The 25,662-nt window shown below is 53.2% G+C and carries 17 protein-coding genes; 1 reads left to right on the plus strand and 16 read right to left on the minus strand.

The window, feature by feature from the left end; genetic code table 11:
• Positions 1-8 precede the first annotated feature (8 nt).
• Positions 9-1,700 (plus strand): alkaline phosphatase, encoded by a 1,692-nt coding sequence (locus tag PORAS_RS08470; RefSeq protein ID WP_013760933.1) that lies wholly within the window; start codon positions 9-11, stop codon positions 1,698-1,700.
• Here PORAS_RS08470 and PORAS_RS08475 read toward each other — a convergent pair whose 3' ends face one another.
• From PORAS_RS08475 to PORAS_RS08550, 16 genes are all read right to left on the minus strand, one after another.
• Positions 1,701-2,621: a DMT family transporter gene (locus PORAS_RS08475; RefSeq protein WP_013760934.1), complete on the minus strand. Its 921-nt coding sequence runs from the start codon at positions 2,619-2,621 to the stop codon at positions 1,701-1,703.
• A 120-nt stretch (positions 2,622-2,741) separates the two neighbouring features.
• The gene (locus tag PORAS_RS08480) at positions 2,742-3,602 is read right to left on the minus strand and encodes a sigma-70 family RNA polymerase sigma factor (protein WP_004331078.1); all 861 of its coding nucleotides are present in this window, start codon (positions 3,600-3,602) and stop codon (positions 2,742-2,744) included.
• Between the two features lie 339 nt (positions 3,603-3,941).
• Complete coding sequence (locus PORAS_RS08485; protein WP_004331070.1) at positions 3,942-6,296, minus strand: transglycosylase domain-containing protein; 2,355 nt, start codon at positions 6,294-6,296, stop codon at positions 3,942-3,944.
• 75 nt (positions 6,297-6,371) lie between these two features.
• Positions 6,372-8,411 carry a fructose-bisphosphatase class III gene (locus PORAS_RS08490; protein WP_013760935.1) on the minus strand — a complete coding sequence of 680 codons (2,040 nt, stop codon included), beginning with the start codon at positions 8,409-8,411 and terminating at the stop codon, positions 6,372-6,374.
• Positions 8,412-8,590: 179 nt separating this feature from the next.
• Positions 8,591-9,106 (minus strand): PIN domain-containing protein, encoded by a 516-nt coding sequence (locus tag PORAS_RS08495; RefSeq protein WP_013760936.1) that lies wholly within the window; start codon positions 9,104-9,106, stop codon positions 8,591-8,593.
• Complete coding sequence (locus PORAS_RS08500) at positions 9,103-10,170, minus strand: helix-turn-helix domain-containing protein (protein ID WP_013760937.1); 1,068 nt, start codon at positions 10,168-10,170, stop codon at positions 9,103-9,105. Before PORAS_RS08500 ends, PORAS_RS08495 begins: the two co-directional genes overlap by 4 nt.
• Before the next feature lie 514 nt (positions 10,171-10,684).
• Complete coding sequence (locus tag PORAS_RS08505) at positions 10,685-12,925, minus strand: cytochrome c biogenesis protein CcsA (RefSeq protein WP_013760938.1); 2,241 nt, start codon at positions 12,923-12,925, stop codon at positions 10,685-10,687.
• A gap of 26 nt (positions 12,926-12,951) precedes the next feature.
• The gene (locus tag PORAS_RS08510; protein ID WP_013760939.1) at positions 12,952-14,520 is read right to left on the minus strand and encodes a di-heme oxidoredictase family protein; all 1,569 of its coding nucleotides are present in this window, start codon (positions 14,518-14,520) and stop codon (positions 12,952-12,954) included.
• Between the two features lie 151 nt (positions 14,521-14,671).
• Positions 14,672-16,270 (minus strand): di-heme oxidoredictase family protein, encoded by a 1,599-nt coding sequence (locus tag PORAS_RS08515; RefSeq protein WP_013760940.1) that lies wholly within the window; start codon positions 16,268-16,270, stop codon positions 14,672-14,674.
• Positions 16,271-16,357: 87 nt separating this feature from the next.
• Positions 16,358-17,503 (minus strand): imelysin family protein, encoded by a 1,146-nt coding sequence (locus PORAS_RS08520; RefSeq protein WP_004331074.1) that lies wholly within the window; start codon positions 17,501-17,503, stop codon positions 16,358-16,360.
• 31 nt (positions 17,504-17,534) lie between these two features.
• The gene (locus PORAS_RS08525; RefSeq protein WP_013760941.1) at positions 17,535-18,833 is read right to left on the minus strand and encodes a hypothetical protein; all 1,299 of its coding nucleotides are present in this window, start codon (positions 18,831-18,833) and stop codon (positions 17,535-17,537) included.
• Positions 18,834-19,641: 808 nt separating this feature from the next.
• Entirely contained in the window at positions 19,642-20,838 is a 1,197-nt protein-coding gene (locus PORAS_RS08530) for an acetate/propionate family kinase (RefSeq protein ID WP_013760942.1), read from the minus strand.
• A gap of 24 nt (positions 20,839-20,862) precedes the next feature.
• Positions 20,863-21,870: a phosphate acetyltransferase gene (gene pta / locus PORAS_RS08535; protein ID WP_004331071.1), complete on the minus strand. Its 1,008-nt coding sequence runs from the start codon at positions 21,868-21,870 to the stop codon at positions 20,863-20,865.
• Between the two features lie 90 nt (positions 21,871-21,960).
• Positions 21,961-22,572, minus strand: a complete 612-nt coding sequence (locus PORAS_RS08540) for a DUF2284 domain-containing protein (RefSeq protein ID WP_013760943.1) — start codon at positions 22,570-22,572, stop codon at positions 21,961-21,963.
• Position 22,573: 1 nt separating this feature from the next.
• On the minus strand, positions 22,574-24,280 hold the full coding sequence (locus PORAS_RS08545) for an AMP-binding protein (RefSeq protein WP_013760944.1): 1,707 nt from the start codon (positions 24,278-24,280) through the stop codon (positions 22,574-22,576).
• A 103-nt stretch (positions 24,281-24,383) separates the two neighbouring features.
• On the minus strand, positions 24,384-25,595 hold the full coding sequence (locus tag PORAS_RS08550) for a 4-phosphoerythronate dehydrogenase (RefSeq protein ID WP_013760945.1): 1,212 nt from the start codon (positions 25,593-25,595) through the stop codon (positions 24,384-24,386).
• Positions 25,596-25,662 lie beyond the last annotated feature (67 nt).

Genomic DNA, 25,662 nt, shown 5'->3' on the forward strand with positions numbered 1-25,662 from the left:
CAACCTTTATGAAAAGCATCTTGCGTATCTTACTGCTGCTCCTCCCCACGCTCTCACTGGTAGGGCAGCAAAAGGAGTACCCCCTACCAGAGCACCCTGCGAAGAATGTGATCCTCCTCATCTCGGACGGCACCTCGCTACCGGCAGTCTCATTGGCTCGTTGGTACCAAAGGGCACTGGACCCTCAGGCGCAGCACCTAGCACTCGACCCTTACCTCTCGGGGAGTGTCATCACCTACTGCTCTAATGCACCGATCGGGGACTCGGCTCCGACCACCTCGTGCTATATGACGGGCGTTCCCTCGATCGATGGCTTTATCGCGACCTATCCGTACAGCGAGCCACACAATGACCTCGTACCGCTCGACTCCTCGTGGGCTTACCGTCCTGTCGTGACCCTTTTGGAAGCTGCCAAGCAGACGCAAGGCAAGCGTATCGGGGTCGTCTGCACGTGTGAGTTTCCGCATGCTACGCCAGCAGACTGCACGGCTCATACGCCTTCTCGCAAGCTCTACAAGAGCATCGTGCCACAGATGGTGGACAATGGCGTGGACCTCCTCCTGGGTGGTGGCACCTCGCTGATGACGAGTGAACTAAAGGAGCGTCTGAACCGCCAGGGTATAGCGCTTTACCTCGATGATCTCGCAGCTATGCGAGCGCATCGAGGGGGCGGTATGTGGGCACTTTTTGGAGATATGGATATGCCGTACGATATGGACAGGCGTTCGCTGGGAGACACGCTGCGCTACCCTTCGCTGGCTGAGATGACGGAGACGGCAATCCGTAATCTGGAGAACCCTAACGGCTTCGTCCTGATGGTCGAGGGCAGCAAGGTAGACTGGGCGGCTCACGCCAACGATCCCGTGGCGATGGCTACGGAGTTTCTAGCTTTTGACAAGGCGGTTGCCGTGGCGCTGGACTATGCACAGCGGGACGGGAATACGATCGTCCTCGTGACGGCAGACCATGGAAATAGCGGTATGAGCATCGGTCGTGTGGATCGAGGCTATGCGCGTCTGACACTCGATGAACTGATCAAGCCGCTGACGCGCTTTCGCTACAGTTCGGTAGAGCTAGGACGTAAGACAAGTCAGACGGCTCTCTCACTCCTTGCCGATAGTCTCTACATCTGGAGCGGCATACGTCCCTCGGAGGAGGAGCTAGCAGAGATCAATGCAATCGAGGACTACGCCTGCTCGACACTCTCGGCTGAGCAACGCAAAGCGAAGTATGCTGAGCTGGGCTGGAGCCAGAAGTACCGTCTGAAGGAGTACTTCGTTGACTGGATGAAGCGTCATCTGCTCATCGGCTTTACGACGCACGGACATACGGGCGAAGAGGTCTTTCTCGCTAGCTACACGCCACAGCGGTTGACGCCGATCAGAGGTTGTGTGACCAACATTGATCTGCATAACTATATGCGTACGCAGCTGGGTCTGAAGCAGACGATGATGGAGCTGTCGGAGGAGTACTATGCGCCACACGATGCGCTCTTTCCTCAGGCTCAGTGCGAGATAACGGGTGATCAGCCCGAGGAGAAGCGGATCACGATCCACTACAAGGGACACGAGATCGAGCTACGCGCCTACCAGCGCAGAGCATGGGTTGACGGGGTGGAGCAAGAGCTTCCGACGCCTGTCGTCTATGTCTCCGAGACGAACAAGTTTTACCTCTCTCGCACCTTGGCGCGCCAGCTTTAGCTACACTTGCTTGAGTCGGCGCATCAGAAGCGGCGACACGACTAGTAGCAGGACCGCCAGCAGGACGACACCGATGCCGATGCCTTGACCTAGGGAGAGTTCCTCGCCTAGAGCTAATGCCCCCACGAGGACGGCTGTGAGTGGCTCTAGCGCCCCCATAATGGCGGTCGGTGTGGAGCCTATTCGCTGTACCGCCCAGACGAGCGTGATATTGGCGCAGACGGTCGGGATGAGTGCTAGCAGGGCGGTATAGATCCACTGCGTCGTATTGTCCAGGAGGAGACTGGCGCCTGTAGCTTTGCAAAAGAGCGCAAAGAGTATGGCCGAGAGTCCCATCACGTAGGTGGTCAGTTTGAAGCTGCTCATCGGCTCCAGGCGGGAGTGCCGAAGGATGACGATGTAGGTGGCGTAGCAAAAGCCTGAGAAGAGTACTGTGAACAACGGCCGCAGCGGGATAGCAGTCACGTCAGACTCAAAGAAGCCTGAGATAAGCGACACGCCACATAAAGCTAAGAGGACAGCCAGCCCTTGCAGTAGGTTTATCCGCTGACGAAAGACGAGAAACATGAGCAGTACTACAAACGTTGGATAGCTGAAGTGAAGCACCGTAGCAACTCCTGACGGCATATGCTGATACCCCTCGATGAGCAGGAAGGAGGAGAAGAAGTACAAGACAGACAAAGCGAGCAGGATCAAGAAGCTTCGCCACGATATGCGTAGCGACTCTCTACGTATCACGACGATGCTGCCAACGATGAGTGCTGCGATGAGAAAGCGATACATCAGCACCGTCCCCTCTGCCACGCCCTGCGACAGCACGGGTATGCTCAGCAGTGGTATCAGTCCAAAGGTGGCCGATGAGATGAGTCCCATCAGATAGCCTAGCCAGTCGGTCGAGGGGGTACTTGTCTTGTCTGTCATATAATATGAGATTATTGGGTCGTATGGAAAAGGAGCCTCATTGCTCTAGCTACAGTCGTATGCTAGACCAATGAGGCTCTTTATGTAGTTGTGATGCGCCTCTGCTATCGAGCGAGACGACTATCCAAGATATGCTTTTAAGTACTCGCAGCGGTCAGACTGCTTGAGACGACGGATCGCTTTCTCCTTGATCTGACGCACACGCTCACGAGAGAGCTTGGTGCGCTCACCGATCTCCTCGAGAGTCATCTCAGGACAACCGATGCCAAAGAAGCAGCGTAGCACCTCCGCCTCTCGATCTCCCAGCTGATCCAGGATACGATCTATCTCAGCAGAGAGAGACTCGTTGATCAGACTACTATCGGTCGAGGGCGTGTCCTCATTGACCAGGACATCCAGCATGTTGTTGTCCTCGCCCTCCACAAAAGGAGCGTCGAGCGACTGATGCTTGCCCTGCACCTTGAGCGCCTCACGGATCTTGTCCTCGGGGAGCTCCAGCTCAGCAGCTATCTCCTGCGGACTAGGACGACGACCGTTGAGCTGCTCGAACTTGACGATCGCCTTATTCATCTTCTGCTGCAGTCCCACCTGATTGAGCGGTAGACGCACGATGCGTGATTGCTCGGCAAGCGCCTGCAGGATAGACTGACGGATCCACCACACAGCGTAGGAGATGAACTTAAATCCGCGTGTCTCGTCAAACTTCTCGGCCGCCTTGATCATTCCAATATTTCCCTCATTGATCAGGTCAGGAAGGCTCAGGCCTTGGTTCTGATACTGCTTTGCCACAGAGACGACAAACCGGAGGTTGGCCTCCACCAGCTTGTTCAATGCACGCCGATTACCACGATGTATCTCTCGCGCCAGCTCCACCTCCTCTTCAGGAGATATGAGGCTCGTCCGCCCGATCTCTTGAAGGTAACGATCCAGCGACGCACTCTCACGGTTGGTGATCGACTGATTGATTTTTAATTGTCTCATTGCCATGGCTATACTCGATTTAAAGGGTTAACTCTACGCTTGTTGGTGCTAGTCGCCTAGCTCTTACTTTGAAATGACTGTGCTAAAGATACCACTCCTAGAGAGGGACGACTGAGATCTCGTCACAGAGCTGACAGCTGTAGCCTCTAAGAATGGGCAAATCAAGCCAGTGTACTCAAACCGATTGCAAAGGTCGTAAAAACAAACGACATAAGCAGTATCTGTAAGGCACATTAACGCTTAAACGCTTAGATGAAGCTTCTTTTGACTCTCTAGCGAGCATCAGCAGCCCCAGCTTGCCTGTTCTTAGAGTGGTAAAATCCTAAAAGTTTATTTTCATCACTCTAAGATAGAGTCTAGAACGTCATCGACGGCATCATCGACAGCCTCGCTCAGAGGCTCGTGTAGCTCGACCGTTGCCTGCTCGCCACATGGAGAGAAGCCCGCAGGTACGTTGAACGGCGTCCCCACCGAGTAGCCCAGCGACGGATCTGCATAGACTGCCTTCATAAAGTAGCCAAAGATAGGCAGCGCTGCTGAGGCACCCTGACCATACGCCATCGAGCGGAAGTGTATCGAGCGCTCCTCGCCACCGACCCAACAACCCGCCACGATCTCAGGAGAGAAGCCGACGAACCAACCATCGCTGTGGCGCTGTGTCGTACCCGTCTTACCTCCCAGAGGCATCGTCAGATTGTGTCGGAAGCGCAGTCTACCGCCCGTACCGCCATCGATGACGGCACGCATCATGTCCAGCATCTGCAATGCAGCTCGTGCAGGAAGGACCTCCGTAAGATTAGCCGTAAAGGTCGCCACCACATTGCCGTAGCGGTCCTCGATACGAGTCACAGGAATCGGGTCGACACGGATACCTTGATTGACAAAAGCACTGTAAGCCGCCACCATCTCGCTGACCGTCACATCGGGTGTGCCGAGAGCCACAGAGACGACAGGATCTATATTGCCTTTGATGCCGAAGGAGTGGAGCAAGCGAACAAAGGTATAGGGCGAGGTGCGACCCATTAGGTATGCCGTGACCCAGTTAGAGGAGTTTTGTAGTCCCCACTTGATCGAGACCATCTCCCCCACCCGCTTAGCTCCAGTATTGCGCGGCGTCCACGCCTTGCCATTGGCATCATAGAGCGTGATCGGCTGATGCATCACCTGCTCACATGGAGAGATACCCTGTATCATACTGAGAGAGTAGAGAAAAGGCTTGATCGTCGAACCCACCTGTCGTCGTCCCTGAGAGACCATATCATACTTAAACGTACGAAAGTCCACATCTCCGACATAGGCTAGTATATTACCGTTGTGCGAATTCATCGCCATGAAGCCCGTGTGGAGGAAGTGCTTATAGTATAGTACCGAGTCCCGAGGAGTCATCTCCTTGTCGATCCAGCCGTTGTAGCTCCAGACGCGCATCTTGCGCTTTTGGTCAAACGTTTTGCGGATCTCCTCTGGCGACATACCGAGCTTCTTGAGCGATCGCCAGCGATCCGTGTTGTGCAGTGCACGCTCGATAGCATCCTTGCGTTGCTGTGCTGTCAGGTCGCTACTGTAAGGAGCCAGCTTAGAGCCCCGCATCTCACGATCGAAGTTAGGCTGTACAAACTCGCTCATGTGCTTCTGAACCGCCTCCTCAGCGTACTGCTGCATACGACTATCGATCGTACCATAGATCTTGAGCCCATCAGCATAGAGATCATAGCAGGAGCCGTCAGACTTTTTGTTTTTCTGGCACCATCCATAGATCGGCTGTGTCTCCCAGAGGAGTGAGTCGATAGCATACTGCTCCTGATTCCACTGCGAGTAGTCACTTCGCTTAGGTTTTTTGGCAGTCAGTAAGAGACGCACGAACTCTCTATAATAAGGAGCCAAACCATCGGAGTGCGTATTATTGGTAAAGTTGATATGGATCGGCTCGGCAATGGCGGTCGTGTAAGCCTCCTCGGAGAGGTAGCCCGCTTTCTTCATCTGTAGGAGGACCGTGTTGCGGCGTTTCAGTGGTGCATCGCTGTCAGCATGCAGGACAGGGTTGTAGAGTGAGGGATTCTTACACATCCCCACCAGCATTGCCGACTCATTCAGAGTTAACTCAGAGGGAGTCTTGCCAAAATAAGTCTGCGCGGCCGAGCGGATTCCGACAGCGTTGTAAAGAAAGTCAAACTGATTCAGATACATCGCGATGATCTCCTCCTTGGTATAGTTGCGTTCCAGCTTGATCGCTATAACCCACTCAATAGGCTTCTGCAGAAGGCGCTGTAGCGTCGACTTAGCATGAGGCGAGTAGAGCTGCTTAGCCAGCTGCTGCGTGATGGTACTACCACCACCACTAGCCGTATTGCGTAGCACGCCACGCTTGATGACGGCACGCCCCACGCCTCGCATGTCGACACCCGAGTGCTGGTAAAAGCGCACATCCTCCGTAGCTATCAGAGCCTGTACCAGTGGCTCAGCAAGCTCGTCATAGCTCACGTAGATACGGTTTGTCGAGCCATGCGCGTAGGATCCTATCTGCACGCCATCATCCGAGATCAGGACAGAGGCATACTTATCGATAGGATTTTGCAACTGCTCCACATCAGGCATATAGCCTATGACCCCATGCCAGATCAATATAAATATGATTAAGACCAAAGTCCAAAAGGCTCCAAAGAGCCGCCACAGCACCTTAATGACCTTTCCTTTCATACGAAAGAGTTTTTCTACTATAATATAAGAGTGAGAAGCCGACCGATGCAGCTCAGAGAGACAATCTCCCAGTCACTACTTCGTGATGACCTGAGGAAGGGATTTGCGCTCCTTGATCAGACCTGCGTTAAAGGCCTTGAGAAGCTTCTCTAGATCGTTCACCTGCTGCTGTAGATCAGCACCTACGTCCGTATCAGCCACCAACATACGGTGCGTCGTACGCTCCGAGATGACCGTCACGCTCTTGATATCCTCCATCAGCTCCACGGCACGGCGCATCGTCGTAAAGGGCTCGTGCTGCACCAGCTGCATGCCTTGCGAATTATAGATCAATGTGTAGCCTGCGATACCTGTACTGCTCTGATAAGCTCGGCTAAAGCCCCCGTCGATGATCATCAGCTTGCCACCAGCTGCGATAGGCTTCTCGCCCTTGGCGACCTTGACTGGGACATGCCCGTTGATCACGTGACAGTCTTCGCCCTCTAGACCAAACTCGCGAAGGATCATCTCGATCGTCTCTAGATCTTGGCGATACTTAAAGTAGTAGCCCTTCGTCTCCGTGTGGGTGTTCTTGTCAGCGACGAAGTAACGCTCGAAGGTGGTCATAGCAGACTTGTCAAAGAGTGGCGAGTCGGGACCGCACCAGAGGTAAAAGATATAGTCCACTGCCGCCTCATGCTTCGGATGACTATGCCTAGATGGATGCGCTAGGCGCACCACACGATCTATCTCATCTAAGAGCGCACGACCGCGTAGGGGCTGCGAGTCGAGGACACGCACCGCCTTGAGTTGCCCAGAAGCGTCTAGCGGCATCGAAGCGTGGTAGAGCAAGTTACCATTGCATACGAGGTACATACTACCCAGTCGATAGAAAGCATCTATATGCGTATGGAGCCGCTCACTCGTAGCGAAGGAGCGACGCAAGCGATCCATCACCTCCTCCTCTTGGGGCGTGAGGCGATAGGGGTCCTTCGGATCGATCGTGGGGAAGTTCATATCGAGCATCTCATGCACACCATAGTCCTCGTTAGGATTGGTATGCGAGAGATCGACCGTGCCAGCCTCAAAGTCTATCTTGTGAAGTAGGTCACGCTCCTGCATCTGCCACTCTGGGTGACGCATGATCAACTGATGCTCTAGCTTGAACTGAATAATGCTGATTGCCTTGTGCATCTGGCTAATCAGGTAAATACCCTTGTCATCGTATGCCACGTCGGAGTCTCCTAGCTTGGGCTTGAAGTAAGTACACGGATCACCCGCATAGACCTCACTAGCTAAGCGGGAGAGTGGCATCAAGTTGATTCCGTAACCGTCCTCGATGGTATCTAGATTGGCATAGCGCAGAGCGATACGTATGACACAGGCGATACAAGCATCGTTGCCCGCTGCAGCACCCATCCAGAGCATATCGTGATTACCCCACTGTATGTCTACATTGTGGTAGTCTAGTAGCGTATCCATAATGTACTGAGCGCCAGGACCACGGTCGTAGATGTCACCGACGATGTGGAGGCGGTCTATGACGAGACGCTTGATCGTCGCTGAGATAGCGCAGATGAAGTCCTCCGCCTTGCCCGTAGAGATAATTGTAGAGATAATACTGGAGATGTAAGCCGATTTGTTTGGGTTGACCCCGTCCTCGTGTAGTAGCTCCTGGATGATGTAGCTATACTGAGGTGGTAGCGCCTTGCGTACCTTCGAGCGTGTGTACTTCTCGCCTACCTTACGGCACACCTTGACGAGACGATTGAGTGTCACTTTGTACCACTCCTCATCAATTTCGCCCGTCTCATGGAGTTGCTCCAGCTTAGCCTGCGGATAGTAGATGAGCGTAGCCAGCTCACGCATCTGTAGCTCCATCATCTGTCCTGCGAAGACCTCGCGGATCTTACGCATCACACTGCCCGAGGCATTCTTCAGCACATGGTCGAAGGCCTCATGCTCACCGTGCACATCTGCGAGAAAGTGCTCGGTACCCTTCGGAAGGCTCAGGATCGCCTGCAGATTGATGATCTCTGTAGAGACCTCGGCCGAGTTGCGGAACTGGTTAGAGAGGAGCTGAAGGTATCTCAAGTCATCCTTCGCAGCCTGTAGATCAGTCTTGTCTTGCATCATGTCTATCTATTGTCTAGGGATATACCACGACCCAAAGTTACTAAATAAAAGAAGACCACGAGCCAAGTCGTGAGGTGCTAGTCCCGCATGTCGGGCAGCCCGATGTCAGGATGCACTGCCAGTACTTTCGTTTCCTCCTCGTATCAGAGGTCTAGACGTTACGATGCTTTGGGGTAGTCTCAAGAGTTGCTCCATAGGGTTAGACGCTTGTCTATTTCATCTTTTGGCAAGCGGGTATTTCTGCTGAAGAGCTGTTGTAGCTTTTGGCAGGCGGTACTATGAGAGAGTATGCCTTGCTCGACTAGCTGGTCGAAAATATATAGTATGCCTCGGACGTCAATGTCCATCTCTTTAGCACTGCGCATCATCTTCTTGTCTCCAGTAAGTACGGTAGCACTTAGCGTGATGCCTTGGTAGAGTACGGTGCAGTCTGTGAAGGAGAGCCCTTTGCGTTGTCTCTCATCAAAGAATTGATACACCTGGGGCATAAAGCCTGGGGTGTCGAACTGCTCGACGATTAGTCCGCCTATGTTGTCGAGATAGGCTCTCTGCTGTTTGTCTCTCAGCTCATGAAGTACAAATATATTGGTGTGTACCTGATATCCTAACTGCAGAAAGTCTTTGTAGAGGTCTAAGTCGATTAAGTCTATAAAGATGTTTGTGTCGCTAACGACAACGAGCTGTGTCTGACTCATATATTGGCGTTTAGCAGATTGACGACTTGATCGGCTGGTATGCCTGCCTCTTGGAGATAGCTTTGAGCTTTAGCTTGGGTTATTAAGTCTAGGTCTAGCGCTTTGATGACCAGTCTTGCGAAGCGGTTACTCTGAGGCTCTACATACCTGCTCTTTTCTAAGATCTCCCGCAGCTCTTTGTTTTTTTTCTTGTTGATGAAATATCCTCTGCAATTGCTCTGAGAGATAAGCTGCATCTCACCTAAACGATATACGATAGCATCAATGGAGATGCCGTAGGCACTTTGCAGCTCAATGAACTCGGGAAGAGAAAATCTCTTCCTGCGACCTCCAAAAAACGCTCTGATGATCTCATCTGGGAGTAACAGATGACTAGCAAATGCGGTGCAGAGCCGCTCGCCGTCTTTCTCAGAGATAGTCTCTAGGGAGCTTTTGAGGAGGAGGTGAGCGAATTCATGCAGTAAGGTCAGTCGCTTTCGTTCGGTACTCTCTATATTACTATTGTATGCGATGACGGGTATGACTTCATTAGCTAAGAAGCTAACCCCATCGAAGCCTTTTTTGCCAGCTACACCAATGACTTTGATGCCCATGGTCTCGAGTAGATTGGAGACATTTGATATGGGGGATAGACCTAACTGATAGAGTTGTCGAACTTGCTTTGCAACCTCTTCGATGTCTGCGGGTGATGCGATGACGTCTCTAGTTATTGCGTCTCCATCGAAGGAGGTCTTGACATCCATGATCTCCTCTAGCTCTAGGTAATTTTCTAGCTGTCTCTCGATTTTTTGCCAGATCTTTTTATCCTCTTTGCTGGAGAAGGCTTTTATCTTTCTAAAGTTTACAGACTCAATTATAGGGGTGTCTTGGTAGACAAAGTAGTCTATGGGTAGGTCAAGAGCTTCCGACAGTGCTATGAGTGTAGCACCTGTAATCTCTTTACCTCCTCGCTCTAAGTTACTGATATGAGTATGAGACACTCCGACTTTGTCTGCTAGCTCTCTTAAGGTCATACCCCTCAAGGCTCGTCCTTTTCTGATTCGTTCTCCAGTTGACCGCTCCATACGTTTTAGTTCTTTTGTTTCCACTTGGTGAAAACGCTTCCGTTTACAAAGGTAGCAATAAACTCCGAGTTTGTAAACAAGAAAAGGGACGAAAACTAGATTTTAGAAGTTAGGGGAAAGGGGTAATTCCTGTTTTGAGGTGCTGGTGGTAGTCTAGACTGGAGCTGTCTAGTGAAATGAACCCCGCCTGAAAGCGCGATTATGGTGCGTCACTCCTGTCTGGGTACATTCGACGCTCACTCGCTACAATAATTTAGAACTGGCTACATATCGATACGGGGCTATGTCGTGGAAAACTGATTTCCACGTGGATATTTCGAAATCTCCACGTGGAGAATTTTCATTCTCCACGTGGGCGAGAAAAAATTCTTCGGAGGAATCAAATGAAACTTCGGAGGAAATGAATCACGCCCACGTGGAAAAAGAAAAATATCCACGTGGAGAATAAAAAATCTCCACGGAGGAATTGATTTTTCCTCCGTGGAGTGGATTTATCGCTTCGTAAGGGGGAGCATCAAGCGTAGCTGTGCATCCCGCCGAGGAAGAAGTTGACCCCGAAGTAGGTGACCAGCACCGACACGAAGGCGATCAAGAGATAAACATGCAGGAACCTCTGCGAGCGGAAGCAGCGCAGCGACTCGCAGTGTAGTGGCAGGGCGTAGATGATGAGCGTGATGAGTGCCCACACCTCTTTGGGGTCCCAGCTCCAGTAGCGTCCCCACGAGACATTGGCCCAGACGGCTCCGATGAAGATACCGATAGCCAGCAGTGCGACCGCTGGATAGAGGAGCAGTCTACTGAGTGCCTCTAGGTGCGTCCCGACGGTAGAGCGTCGCGACAGGATCAGTGCCATGCAGCTATTGAGCATCATAAAGGCCAAGAGACTATACGCTATCATGATAACCAGCACGTGGATGCTCAGTAGCGGCGAGTGAAGCACTGGCATCAGCGGAGTGATCTGTGGATTGCTGCCCCCGAAGGAGGCGACCAAGAGCGACAGACCGCCCATGAGTAGCCCAAAGGGGATCAGTACTCGATGCTTACGCCCTGCAAGTATGGTCAGTAGCAGTACGATCCAAGCTAAGGCTTGCATCGTCTCAAAGCCATTGCTCAGCGGCACATATCCCGAGACGATCCAGCGCAGGATCACCATAAGGGTTAGGTAGAGCATACTGCCGTAGATGACGGCCCAGATGCCCCACTTGACTAATCGAGGATCCTTGAGTCGCCCCACGGAGAGCTGATAGGCAGTCCAGATGAAGAGCAAGATCCCGATGGTAGCGAGGATCTTGGCGAGCAGTCCGATAAAGGGAGAGAGCTGGTTATAGTAGAGCTCTGAGCGAAAGCGCACAGCCGAGGGACAGCTCTCACCGCCCTCCTTGAGCTGGTACTGACGGAGCTTGACGAGAAAGTCTTGCGCCTCGTCCCATTGCTGCATGACGACCAGTTCGCTGAGGTAGTTAAAGCTCTTACGCACGAAGGTCCACTGATCTAGTGGCATCTCTGCGGGGAGATCGGTAGAGGCTGGATGATACCACGCGATAGTTCCATGGCTCTGTACAGGGAAGATCAAGAGCGACTCACCTAACCCTAAGCTCTGTATCACCTGACACTTCTCGTGTGCCTCAAAGAGGGCTTTGCGTCCGGGCTGGTCGGGGTGCTGTATGTAGTTGTCTAGCAGAGCCTCCAGGCGATAGTTGCCCTGTAGATCAAAGAACTGACGGTAGCTCACTCGCTTTCCCTCGTAGCACTCGAGCAGCTTGCGTATGCTCCGATCTTTGATCCGTATCATCGGCTCATCGACCCAACTGTCGTAGTAAAAGATCCAGCCCGCCAAGACCTGCTCGGCAGAATAGCCTCGGTAGCTACTGCGTCCATAGAGCTTCTCGGTAAACTCCTGCGCATAGGTCTCTAGAGGACAGACACGATTGTTGTATAGGATGTGCAGCTCGCCCAAGCTCTTAGCCACACTAGCGGGGATCGTCTTGGGGAGTGGCGTCGAGGGGGCTTTTGCCTCTGCCGAGAGCGTACCACCAGCGAGGAGTATCAAGAGCATCGCCACGGGAGAGACGAGAGCCTGCTTGAGGAGCTGTCTCACCTTACGACGACGTGCGTACATGCCCCCTACGAGGCTAATTGCGAGGAGCGCATAGCCTAGGTAAGAGATCGATATACCCCATGGATCGTATGCGATGGAGAGGATCGAGGAGGTCGTCTCTGGGTCGTAGCCTGACTGGTAGAAGCGATAGAATCGGTAGCGGAAGATGCGATTCATAGAGACAGCACCACGGAGGCTCTGCGACCGCTCCCCGTCCTGAATGAGGAGATTGCTCTGGTAGTCTAGCGGGAATTGAGTCCCTGTGTAGTAGGTCAGATCAAAGCGCTCCAAAGCGACCTCAAAGGGGAGGGTCAGTGTCTCTCCCTGTTCACTCTGATAGCGATCCGTAGGACTGGCACCCTCCTGGAGCTTGATCCGTCCATGTATGGCAGTCCAGCTAGTCACGCCAGCACCCAGCAAGATGACCAGCAGTGAGACGTGGATCATCCAGATCCAGAAGCGTCTGTAGAGCTTAGCTCGTAAGATATAAAGTAGCCCAGCACAGGAGAGTAGCACCCACAAGATGGTAAAGAGCGGGGAGCCATACCAGTGCTCCTGAACGAAGGGCGTACCGTAAAGCTTTTCAACCACAGTGGCTGCCGCGAGGACAGCCACCGTGATGAGTAGTAGTATGAAAGGAAGCTTGCGCCACACCATATTTATATAGTATCTAGTGTGTGAAGCTATACGGCGTTGATAAACTTGACAACCGCATCACGATCCTCCTTGCTGAGCTTGCGGAACTTCTCTACCGTAAATCGTGCATCACTATTCTTAGCACCGTGCCACATGATCGCCTCGATCACATTGCGTGCACGGCAGTCGTGTAGACGGTCCTGGTGACCTGAAGCCTTCTGGCTCAGACCACGTCCCCAGAGCGGAGTGGTACGGCACCAACCCGTGCGGATGTCGTTTTGCATGTGGAGCTGGTGCTGGACCATGTCGGTGTAAGGCCAGATCTTCTGCTTGGGGTAGCGAGGCATAGCCTTCTTGCCGCCCTCGGTCAGACCATACACATCCACGACAACGTCATCGCCCGTAGTCCAAGAGGGACGGTGGCAAGTGGCACATCCTATCTCAGTGAAGAGCTGCTTACCACGCTGCACATCGGGGGAGTCTATGTCTCTCGCAGCTGGCACAGCTAGACCACGTATCCACACCATCAGATCGTAGCAAGCCTGTGCGTCCATCTCGACGGGCAGGTCTGTAGCTGTAAAGAAGTCGTAGATATCCTTCTCCACATTGCCTGACCTCTTGCGATCAGGGAAGTATTTGTAGAACTCAGCCTGTACGTTGGGATCTTTGCTTGCCGTCCGTGCGTAAGCCTCAGGTATGTAGAACTTACGAAACATCGGCGTGATGATATTGGTCACCTCCCATAGGCTCACATTGGCAGAGAGCTTGGTAAAGTCACACGCATAGTCAAAGCGCATCGGGTGCCCCGCAGCGTCTACCCCCGTGGGGGCGAAGTCGTTACCAGCCCAAATAGCGGGATTGAGCGGGGAATGTGGAGCCTCTTTGATATACTGCTGACGTATATCCTCATCGCTGATCGCATCAAGTAGACCCGTGCCGTAAAAGCCGATGGTAGACTCAAGCGTGACGACCGCCTGGTCTATTGGATAGGGCTTGCCATTCACCTCTAGTGGCGAGTAGAGAGCCTCTGCGGGCAGATGCACCTCGGGATAGATAAGATCGTAAGTCTCGCCATCGTCAAACTTATTGCCCCACTCGTCCGTATAGGTACGCCAGTCGATGGTCATCTTGTCAGCATCGATCATCGGCTTGAAGGGCGGCAGTGCGACAGTCATAGGCACTAATCCGAGCGAGCTAGCCATATTTCCCTCTTTGTCGGTAACGATGATGAGACAGCCATTGCCCATCTGCTCACTATTGTAGCGTGTGATGCGCTTACCATGGCCATAGCCCGGGTGACAAGCCTCGCAGGAGGTACGATTGTATAGAGGACCTAGTCCCGTAAAGGTCAGACCAGGCACATCGCCAGCAGCGTGCGCCGTCTCAAAGCGACGCTCACCCTGCTTGAAGTTGGCATCTAGTCCAGCCAGTGCTATAGCCTCTGTGGGCTGCTCGAAGCATGAGGCCGTGTTGTTGAAGGTAGTGCCTAGCTTGCCTCCGCTGTAATACTCCTCGCTAAGCGTCTGAGGGGTGTCGCTACCGCACTCCTGCTGACAAGCTGTCAGGCTAGCAAGGATGAGTGCTAGCAGTGCTAGCTGTGTAGTTAAGTGCTTCATAAGAATAAAGTGTTTGGGTGTATGTGTCTCCCCTCCCCTGACAGCTTATATCTATCATCATAATCTATTGCTCTAGCAAATGCTTGCTCAGGAGAGGGGTAGAAGTTAGATAGAGATTAGAGGTTAGACTTTAGAGGTTAGACTTTAGAGATTAGATCGACTCGATGAAGGTGACGACAGCTTTTCGCTCCTCCTTGCTGAGCTTGCGAAACTTCTCAACAGACGCTCTCGCATCACTAGTCTTAGCACCGTGCCACATGATCGCCTCGATCACGGTACGTGCACGGCAGTCGTGTAGACGATCGCCAGCTCCAGTAGCCTTCATGCTCAGACCACGTCCCCACAGCGGCGTAGTACGGCACCAGCCTGTGCGGATATTGTTCTTCATCTGCAGCTGATGCTGGATCATATCGGTGTAGGGCCAGATCTTCTGATGCGGGTAGCGTGGCAGGAGGCTAGCACGAGCACCTACGAAGAAGTTGTTCGGATCACGGATCTGATCCTCGCCCGTAGTCCAGGTAGGACGGTGGCAGCTAACGCACCCCATCTCCTCAAAGAGCTTCTTACCTTGTTGGAACTCTTTGCTATCAGCATCTCGTGCCGACGGGACGGCTAGTCCACGGTGCCATACCATGAAGTCTATGTACTCCTCATCGGTCATATCGGCAGGGAGCTCGCTAGAGGTTAGGTAGTCGTAGATATCCTTCTTGACATCACCACTCTTCCGCCACTCTGGATAGTAGGTGTAAAACTTTGCCTGTACCTCGGGATCTTCGGAAGCTACCTTAGCATAGGCAGGGGTCATGTAGTGGTAGCGACGATCGCTACGAGTCACGTTGGTGATGTTCCAAATAGCGTTGGCGCCAGGACCATCCTGTATGCTACCACGTGTCAGTCCGTAGGTGTAGCGGGGCAGGTACTTAGTGCCGTCGCCCTGCTTGGTATTAGTATAGTAGCGAGCGAAGTCACCGTTCTTCCAGACGGTGGGGTTGAGGTTGGCACCATGCTTCTCCTCCGTCTGATACTGAGCACGGAGGTCCTCGTCACTGATAGCATCGAGCAGCCCCGTGCCGTAGATACCGATGGTGCTCTCTAGGCGAACGCGGAGATCGGAGTATGGGATGTCTTTGCCCTTAACCTGCAAGGGGACGTAGAAGGCATCCTCCGGAATGGTCACCTCTGGGTAAATAAGGTCGTAGGTCTCACCATCGTCAAACTTATTGCCCCACTCATCTGTGTAGGGGAGCCAGTCTATCTTGATCTTACGCTCATCAAGTGGTGCCTTAAAGGGAGGCGCAGCTTGCGTCTGAGGCATACCTGTGAGAGAAGACAGATAAGTGTCGTTTTGGTCCGTGAGGACGAGTAGATAGCCGTTGCCTATGATGTGCGAGTTGTACTCGGTCTGTCTAGCACCATGTCCGTAACCTGGGTGGCAAGCGATACAGCTAGCACGCAACCACAGTGGCCCTAGACCACGTAGCGGGAAGTTTGGATCGGTAGAGGTGTCAAAGGGGTTCTCGAAGAGACGCTCTCCCCTCTTAAACCTAGCGACCAAACCAGCCTCCTCGACTGCAGGGGTAAACTGCTCGTAACAGGTGGCCGTGTTATTGAACGCGGTGCCTAGCTTGCCTCCGCTATAATACTGCTCTTCGTATAGATTTGTTTTGCTTGGATCTGGAGAGTCTGAGCTACATGCGCTCAGGAGAGCCAGACAGCCTATCAGGCTACATATACTTAATACCTTGTTCATAACAACTTCCTCTAAAATGCTATCATACATCTGCAGGCATCCTCTCTAGGGATCAAGCCTGCAGATGGTATGACGGTGGTTTATTGATTACTTCTGTACAGCTTCGATAGCTGCATCGATCTGCTCTAGGAGTGCATTGCACGCCTCGATGGCGGGCTTGGTAGCCTCCTTAGTCAGGTTATTGCGGAAGGGTGCCGGCATAGCGGCTACCGTCTTGATCGCATGGTCTAGGGCTGTGCGGATCTCCTTGTCTAGATCAGGATGCTGCTGAGCCATGTAGGTAGCGAGAGAGTGGTTGTGGACAGTGCCGTCGAGAGAACCGTAGTAAGCGTTGCGGACGCTACGGAGGTTGTCTGTGAAGTCCTCAATAGAGTTCCAGCTGTACCACGACTCCACGTCTAGGACGTTGCCCGAGTTGACGGGGTCAGTGATCTTCGTATTGCCCACCTCGTCAGAGATGTCGCTCGCACCTTGTAGGATCTGCACGAGAGCATCTTTCTGGCTCTTGTAGGAGCTGTTGCCCTGCTCACCAGCGGCGATCATAAGCTGACCGTAGTCCATCGTAGGCAGGAGCTCCGCATCCTCAAGCGTCTTCTTCTTATCAGCCGTCACCTTGTCAATGCCAGCCCAGCTAGCCTCTAGGCGGATCGCCTGACGTGCTAGATCCTCAGCGACAGCCGCATTATAAATGCGCTCAGGCTCTGTGATCTCACCGACCTTGCGAGGCTGACCATCTCTAAAGATCATGTACTCCACAGCGTGGAAGCCGAGCAGACCGTAGCCTAGAGAAGCGAAGCCCTTGGCATCAGGACCCTCCTCCTTGAGTTCGTCGAGGAGGTCTTTGTTCTTAAGGATGTTGTCTAGCTGATTCTTTTGCAGAGGCCAAGAGTCGATGTGCGGGTCGATGTTGTAGTCACCAGCAGCTCCATAGAGAAAAGCCTCACTAAGCTCCCAGTAAGCACGCGCTGAGACCCACTTCTTGCAAGCCTTGTTGACCAGTTCTTGAGAGGGGTTCTTCATCAGCTCCTCGCAAAGCCCAGACAGCTCGATAGCATTGTCTGCTAGAGACTTGTAGGTGGGTACTACGACACCCTCGACAAACTGCTTAATGAGTGCCGTCTGTGCGGGGTCTAGCTGCTTTGCCTTGGGCTCGTCGCTCTCTTGACAAGAGACGAGGAGGACGCCCACGACTGAGAGAAGGAGCATTTTGAAGATGTAGGTATACTTATTCATAGTCGATTGTATTGTGTTGAGTTAAAAGAATCTAGAAGTGAAACATTCCGAAGTAGGCGATGCCGAGGCTGACGGTCGGCTCATCGTTGAACTGCTTGTGTAGCATACGATGGCTATACTCAGCCTTGACAACGATCTCGGGGATCGGGTAGTAGTTGAGTCCGACGGTAAACTTCTGTCGCTCCCACTCTGGCTCGTCGGTCATACTGGGCACTACTTGAAACATGGAGTCATAGTAGTCATACCGCCCGAAGAGGTAGAGACGCTGCTTGAGCTGACGCAGCTTGTCCGAAGCTGAGAAGAGGTCATATCCGCCCTCCAAGCCAGCGGCTAGAGCCGCCTTGGCGACACTGTTCTTTGGTGAGGGGGAGTCCTTACGAGTCGTACGATTAGCATTTGTGATCTCCATCGAGTCACTCAGGTGTCCGTAGTCCACATTGCCTCGCAAGATGAGCTGCGGATTGGCATACTGGAAGTCAAAAGCTCCGATACAGACGAGCCCCTTGATATGGTCATACTTATTTGTCGCATTGAGCGTGTTACGACCGCTTGTCCCGACGTAGCCACTCAGGCTAAGGCGCAGGTTGCGTACCGAGTAGTTGTCCACACGCATAGCGCAGGCGTAGTTGGTCGCCATCTTAAACTCGTAGGGACTACCCGCCCCGCCATGGATCCAATCCTTATTGTTAAAGCGGTCAGCATCTAGCCCAGCTATACCCATGATCTCGTACCGCCAATTGGGTAGCTTACCCCACAACCCTATACCCGTCTCATGCCAGGTGCAGGGCAGGATCGTATTCTCCCCCTCGGGTCGATAAACCGTAAAGAACTCCGTCGGCATGTGAGATGCGTTGGTTGCTCCGACTGGTACGACCATATGTCCTATGCGCAGGTTGAGCGCTGGTGAGAAGCTCTTCTGTAGCCAAAACTGCTCGAGAGCCACCTCGCCACCACGCTCTATCTCAGACTCGTACTCGCCGGTCTCCTCCTCTTCGATCTCGACAGCACTCTCCGTGCCACCATGCTCAAACTCGATCTCAGAGCCTAGAGACCAACCATGACCGAAATCATAACCAACAAAGAAAACAACGTGAGGCAAGTCTACCTGTCCGAAGCTACGAGCATCTTTGTAGAGTGCCGCATCGGTGTAGCGCTTAAAGTTATTACTGTAAAACATCCTCGAAGCGACAGCCTCCCCATACCCACCAAAGGTGAGCCGACGAGGAGCTGGCGAGGAGGTCTGTGATAATGAGTCCACAGTCTGCGCCTCTGATAGCTGTACGGTGCAAAGTACGAGACCACAGAGGAGATACGAAATGAATCGTTTCATATATTATTTATAGCGTGTTTGACATCCGAGTGAATCAAACGCAGGGAGAGCCTCATCAGCCCCCCTTACATTGTTTAGTGTACCTAAAGATGGGCATAGAGGGGGAAACGAAGAGAATAAGGGGAACGAACCCTCTACTACGCGACAAATTTCCACTGCAAAGGTACGGCAGGGGCTTACAATGGCTCACGACAAAAGCTAGCAAATTGTAGGTATATCGGTGGGGAGTAACAACTGTTCAATACTACCTGTTAGGTAATCCGCTGAAATGATCGAGCGATGCCGAGATCCGTTTTCTCTAGCTCTACTCTCATCCAGAGGCTCTTACTGCCGATCTATGCTTAATGTAGGAATAGCTAGACGCTCCTCTTGTGGAAAGAAACATTTCCTAGGGAGGAAAACAAAGTTTCCAACGGTGGAAAGGAAAAGTTCCTGCCTTGGAACTGGAAGGTTCCTCCGCTGGAACTAAAGAGTTCCTCCATTGGAACTAAAAAGTTCCAAGAGGGGAGCTGTCTTTGGAACTCATATGTAGCAGAGAACCAGTGCGGTACAAGAACTTTGTTCGTCTCAAAAATCATATTGCGAGCTCCTGAGGCGGGAAGTCTCTGCTGGCATGTTATAAATGGAATCTCCCGTGATTCAATACGCTTTTATCTCAGAAGAAGCTGTTCCCCACGTGGCAATTCTCAAATCTCCACGTGGCTATCGCACGACAACCTCGACTACCTATAATAAAGTAGGGGCGAACATCCGAGATGTCCGCCCCTACTTTTATGTTGTCGTCTTGTGACGAGCTGCGTGGCTCGCTTTACTTGACGAGATCCATCGTGTCGCGTGCTATCATCAGCTCCTCGTCGGTGGGGACGCAGATGACAGTCACACGGCTAGAGGGCTTAGAGAGTACCTTCTCCTCGCCACGGCTAGAGCGATTGACTGCTGAGTCAAACTCTACGCCCATAAACTCTAGTCCAGAGACTACCGACTCACGAGTTGTCTGGTCGTTCTCGCCGACACCGCCCGTGAAGACGATTACATCGACACCGCCCATAGCAGCTGCGTAGGCTCCGATGTACTTCTTGATACGATAGCGATACATCTCGAGCGCAAGCTTAGCGCGCTCGTTACCAGCCTCGGCTGCCTGCTCTACGTCACGCATATCGGAGGAGACACCGCTGATACCGAGTACACCGCTCTTCTTATTGACCATCGTCGAGAAGTCGCTCGGGGTCATCTTCTCATGCTCCATGATAAAGGGCACGATACCTGGGTCGATGCTTCCACAGCGAGTTCCCATCATCAGACCATCCGTAGGGGTCAAGCCCATAGAAGTGTCGAGTACCTTGCCATTGCATACGGCTGCGATCGAAGCACCATTGCCGATGTGGCAGGTGATGATGCGTGTCTTGTCAAAGTCCTTACCAAGGATCTCGCAAGCACGATGGCTGATGTAGCGGTGGCTCGTGCCGTGGAAGCCGTAGCGACGTACCCCGTACTTCTCATAGTACTCGTAGGGTAGCGCATACATATAGGTGTATGCGGGCATCGTCTGGTGGAAGGCTGTATCAAAGACAGCTACCTGCTGCACCTTCGGGAGGAGCTTCGTGATAGCATCGATACCCTTCAGTGAGGGTGGGTTGTGTAGTGGAGCGAGGTCAGAGACACGCTTCACCTGCTCGATCACCTCGTCATTGATGAGGACGCTCTTATTGATTGCCTCACCACCATGTACGAGACGGTGACCCACAGCCTCGATCTGGTCTACACTGTCGAGGACCGCGTACTCAGACTTCGTCAGGATCTCGAGGATAAACTCGACAGCTACCGTGTGCTCAGGTAGCGGACGGTCTATCTGTACCTTCTTGCCATCGGTCGTCTTGAACTTGATGAAAGAGTCGGGCAGGCCGAGCTTCTCAATACCGCCTGAAGCTAGGATACGAGCCTCGGGCATATCATATAGTGAATACTTGACAGACGAGCTGCCACAGTTAAGGACTAGTACGATCATAATTTATCTTTAGGGGGTGATGAATTACTTCTTAGCTGCGATAGCCTGGTTGCAAGTGATCGTGATCACGTTGTAGACATCGTCTACGGAGCAGCCGCGGCTGAGGTCATTGACTGGAGCAGCCATACCCTGTAGGATAGGACCGACAGCGGTAGCACGACCGAGACGCTCGACGAGCTTGTAGGCTACGTTGCCCACCTCTAGGTTCGGGAAGACGAGGACGTTTGCCTTACCAGCTACAGGGCTCTCAGGAGCCTTGAGCTCAGCGATCTTGCTCACGATAGCTGCGTCTGCCTGTAGCTCACCATCGATGAGTAGGTCAGGAGCCATCTCCTTAGCGATCTTGTAAGCCTCCGTAACCTTGTCGATCATCTCGCTCTTGGCAGAGCCCTTTGTTGAATAGCTCAGGAGGGCAATGCGTGGCTCCATGTCGCCGATGCTACGAGCCGTATCGGCAGAAGCGATAGCGATCTGTGCTAGCTCGTTGCTGTCAGGATTGGGTGTGACGGCGCAATCTGCAAAGATGAAGAAGCCGTTCTCGCCATACTCCTTGAGCGGAGAGAAGATGAGGAATGCGCCACTGACCACCTTGAGTCCTGGGCGTGTCTTGATGAGCTGGAGTGCGGGACGGAGCACGTTGCCCGTCGTGTTGTGTGCACCAGCTACCTCACCGTCAGCGTCGCCAGACTTGATCATCAAGCAAGCGAGGTAAAGCGGATTGACAACTAGCTCGTCAGCCTGCTCACGGGTCATACCCTTAGCCTTGCGCAGCTCCATCAGGAGATCGCGATAAGCCTCACGACGTGCGTGATTTTGTGGGTCGATGATCTCAGCCTGGTCAATATGCTTAAGCCCTAGCTCAGCAGCCTTAGCCTGAATCTCGGCGGGGTTACCTAGGAGGATGATGTGAGCGATGCCGTCAGCGATAATGCGATCAGCAGCTTGGAGGGTGCGAGGCTCGAGACCCTCGGGGAGTACAATGCGCTGCTTGTTAGCCTTAGCGCGCTGTACGTTCTTTTGAAGTAGTTCCATAGAGGTGTATGATAAGTTTATATTGTTGTGCAGTCTTTAGCTCCACAAAGTTACAAAATAAAGAGCAGAGCCTCTACGCCCCCCTAATCTCTAACCTCTAATCTCTAACTTCTCAAAGTCTCTCTCAGGAACTGGCTCTGCCGAGAGGAGCGCCGAGACCATCGTGAGGTAGCGTGGCGGATGCCCCTCCTCGCCCCACACCATCGGGATACCCGCTAGTCGCTCTGTGGTGCCACTCAGGTCGAAGCCCCACGACTCGAGCGACGAGCGCATCTGGTCGGGATGACGGCAAGGATCGCCGGCACTGCGTGTGCAGGCTTGTGGCTGGCAGAGCCGACAGCGACCAGCCGTAAAGAGCCGACTCCCCGTATGTTGCCGCTCTAGCTGATAGAGGAGCGGGTCGATACGATCCCGCACGGCACCCATCAGGCGAAAGCAGTAGTCCCCCACCTCGTCAGGCAGACACGCCGCCCACGACTGTTCATCGGGCGTGACACGATGCACGAGGATATGCGCATAGCGGTAGCGTGCTAGTGCCTCACGCACATCATAAGTAAAGGGCGGGCAAGACCAATTGGTCAAGTAAGTGGGACAATGCTCACACAGTGCGAAAAAGCGATCAGGGTCGAAGTACCCCGCCATATACTCATCTAGAGGTAGCTGACGGAGCGTTCCCTCGATACGATAAGCAGGCTCAGACATACTATCTATCCATCTGTGTCACCTCAACGCCATCCTTATATAGGTGTCTCTTGATGCTACGCTTGGGCGACTTGATGAAGGGGGTCCTCTGGAGGACGAACTTAGTCACCATCTCGTAGGAGCCAAGCTTAGCATTGAGCTGCTTACGCTGAGCTTTGATCTGCTCCCAAGCCTCTTCGATAGTCACCCCCGCCTGCTTGGCTGCCAGTTCGTCAAGATAAACGAGCGCCTCGAGACGACCATTCTTCTGATAGACTAGACTCTCAGAAACAAAATGTAGGTTATTGAGCTTAGCTTCGATCTCCTCGGGGTAGATGTTTTGCCCATTAGCCCCTAGGATCATCGTCTTGGAGCGACCGAGGATGAAGAGATTGCCCCGCTTGTCTAGACGCCCTAGGTCACCCGTACGCATCCAGCCGTCGGTGGTGAAGAGGAGCTTATTGATCTCGGGGAGCTTGTTATAGCCGAGGCAGACGTTGTCACCACGCACCTGTATCTCGCCGACACCTGGAGCTAGAGGCTGGTCAAAGTCTTCTGGCACCTCGATGCGTATCTCCATATGTGGCAGAGCGCGTCCCGCAGAGAGTGGCACCCAGCGGCGATGGTTGCTGTAAGAGATGAGCGGAGCGCACTCGGTCATGCCGTAACCGACAGTGAGCGGGAAGCCGATACGATGTAGGAAGAGTCCCACCTCCTTGGAGAGCGGTGCCCCACCGACGATCACCTCGCGGAAGTTGCCCCCGAGTCCATCGGTGAGCTTCTTGCGGATCACTCGGTAGACCAACTTGCGTAAGAGCGGAATATGTAGGAGCGCCTTGATAGAGGAGCGCTCTAAGACGGGCACGATAGACTGCTTGTAGATCTTCTCCAAGATGAGTGGCACGGAGATGATCAGCACGGGGCGTATCTCGGCAAAGGCTTTCATCAAGATCTTGGGCGAAGGGACCTTGCCTAGAATATGCGTATGGACGCCTATGTAAAGGGCTGCGAGCATGTTGAAGGCACAGCTGTAAGTATGTGCCAGCGGGAGGAAGCAGATGATCTGCTCGCCGCTATACATGAGGTCGAGCTTCTGCGCATAGAGTGCATTGCCCGCAAGATTGCCCGCAGTGATCAGTACCCCTTTGCTAAAGCCGGTCGTTCCTGAGGTGTAGTTGATCACGACCAACTCATCATTGTCCACCTCGGGGTAGACGATGTCGGTACGACGGAATCCCTTGGGATAAAAGCGTGCCACAAAGGGGGCAAAGGGAAGGAGCCGCTTATAGTCGTATGGCATCCCCGAGCGAGCATAGCGCCACGTGATCTTCTTGATGTCGAAGATAGTCTGCACCATCGGGAGATCCTCCTCAGGATTGAGCTTCGACAAGATGAGATCATCTATAAAGAGGAGCTTCGCCTCGCTATGATTGATGATCGTCTTAGCGTCTTCGACGTTGAAGTCCTGCAGTATGGGGACGATCACAGCACCGTAAGTGATCGTAGCCATAAAGATGACGCACCAGTGGACCGAGTCAGCGCCCATCAGAGCGATGCGGTCGCCGCGCTGTATACCGATCTCCTTATATACGTAGTGTAGGTGCGCTATCTGTAGCGCTAAGTCGCGATAAGATATGGTGTAGCCGGTGGCGTAGTCCGAGAGAGCTGGCTGTCGGAAGTGCTCTCTAAAGCTCGCCTCGTAGGCCTTGATGAGATTGTCTGGATACATAGGTGCTATCTCCTATTGTGTTAAGCGTGTGGCACAAAGTTACGAAATAGAGCCCTAACCCGGCTGTTCCTAAAAACGAAACTCATAATAAGATCCGTCGGCCTTAGTTGCTGGCGATAGCAAAGCCAAGAGCCGTCAGTGCAGGACGCACAGAGGCGGGGACACCTCGCACAGTGTAGTCGCGTGGCTCGTAGGGGTGCTGGTAGTGGACACGCTGCTGCTCGAATGTGTCGGGACTAGCCACCAGTCGACTCATAATAGCTGGCAAGTCGAGCGTGTGAATCATCGCACGCCAAGGGGTCTGCCACGGTTCGCACCCCGTGAGGTCTAGGTATGGCTCCGCCAAGGAGCGAGGGTGCGCCAGAGCTATCCGCTCGTCACTGAGATCAAAGAAGTCGCACAGGTGGCGCAGGCTCTGCACCGCGCCTTGCGCCTTGCCATGCACCGAGAAGCCCGCAATGTGGGGTGTGCCGATGAAGACACGATCTAGTAGTGTCTGTGCTATGCGTGGCTCGCCCTCCCAGCAGTCGATCACGGCTCCTGCGACCGCCTTGTCTTCAAGGGCTCGTACCAGTGCGGGGGTGTCGACGACAGCTCCACGACAAGCATTGATCAACCAAGGTCGTTGCTGAGCATTTCTCAAGAAAGCGTCATCGACTAAGTGATAAGTAGGGTATGCGCCCCCCTTCGTCAGAGGCACGTGACAGGTGATCATCGTAGCCGAGGCGAGGAGCGTGTCTAGGTCTACATAGCTATCTCGTAGCGCCGACATATCTTCCGCGAGGTAAGGACGAGGTAGTCCATTGCGATCCAGCTCCTCCAGATAGCTCTGCCAGTCAGGGTGCTCATCGTAAGCCGTCACGAGAGGCGGATCGTAGAGGAGCGTCCGCACGCCGAGCGCTTTGGCACGCTGATAGACCCGTCCGCCGGTATGTCCCGTGCCAATGATCCCGAGGGTTATATCCTTAGGAGCCAATTCCTGCTCTAGTGCGATACGAGAGATAGCCGTCAGGACATACTGCGCTACAGAGGCAGCATTGCACCCAGGAGCATTGTACCAGCGAATGCCCGCCTCACGGCAGTACTCGGTATCTATGTGGTCAAAGCCCGCTGTCGCTGAGGTGATCAGACGTACCGCACTCCCCTCCAGGAGCGTACGGTCGCAATGCGTCACGCTACGGATCATCAGGGCATCGGCATCGGCAACCGCTTCGGCCGTTATCTCTCCACTCGGCAGGTAATGCGCCTCGACCCCGAGGGGCATGCCGTCGGCCATGTATGGGATAGAACTATCTACAACTATTCGCAGGGACATATATATAATAGTATAGCTGCTTAATATAAAGAGGAAGGTGACTAGATCTGCACTCCCGATGTTATGG

This window comes from Porphyromonas asaccharolytica DSM 20707 (assembly GCF_000212375.1).
Lineage (GTDB): Bacteria > Bacteroidota > Bacteroidia > Bacteroidales > Porphyromonadaceae > Porphyromonas > Porphyromonas asaccharolytica.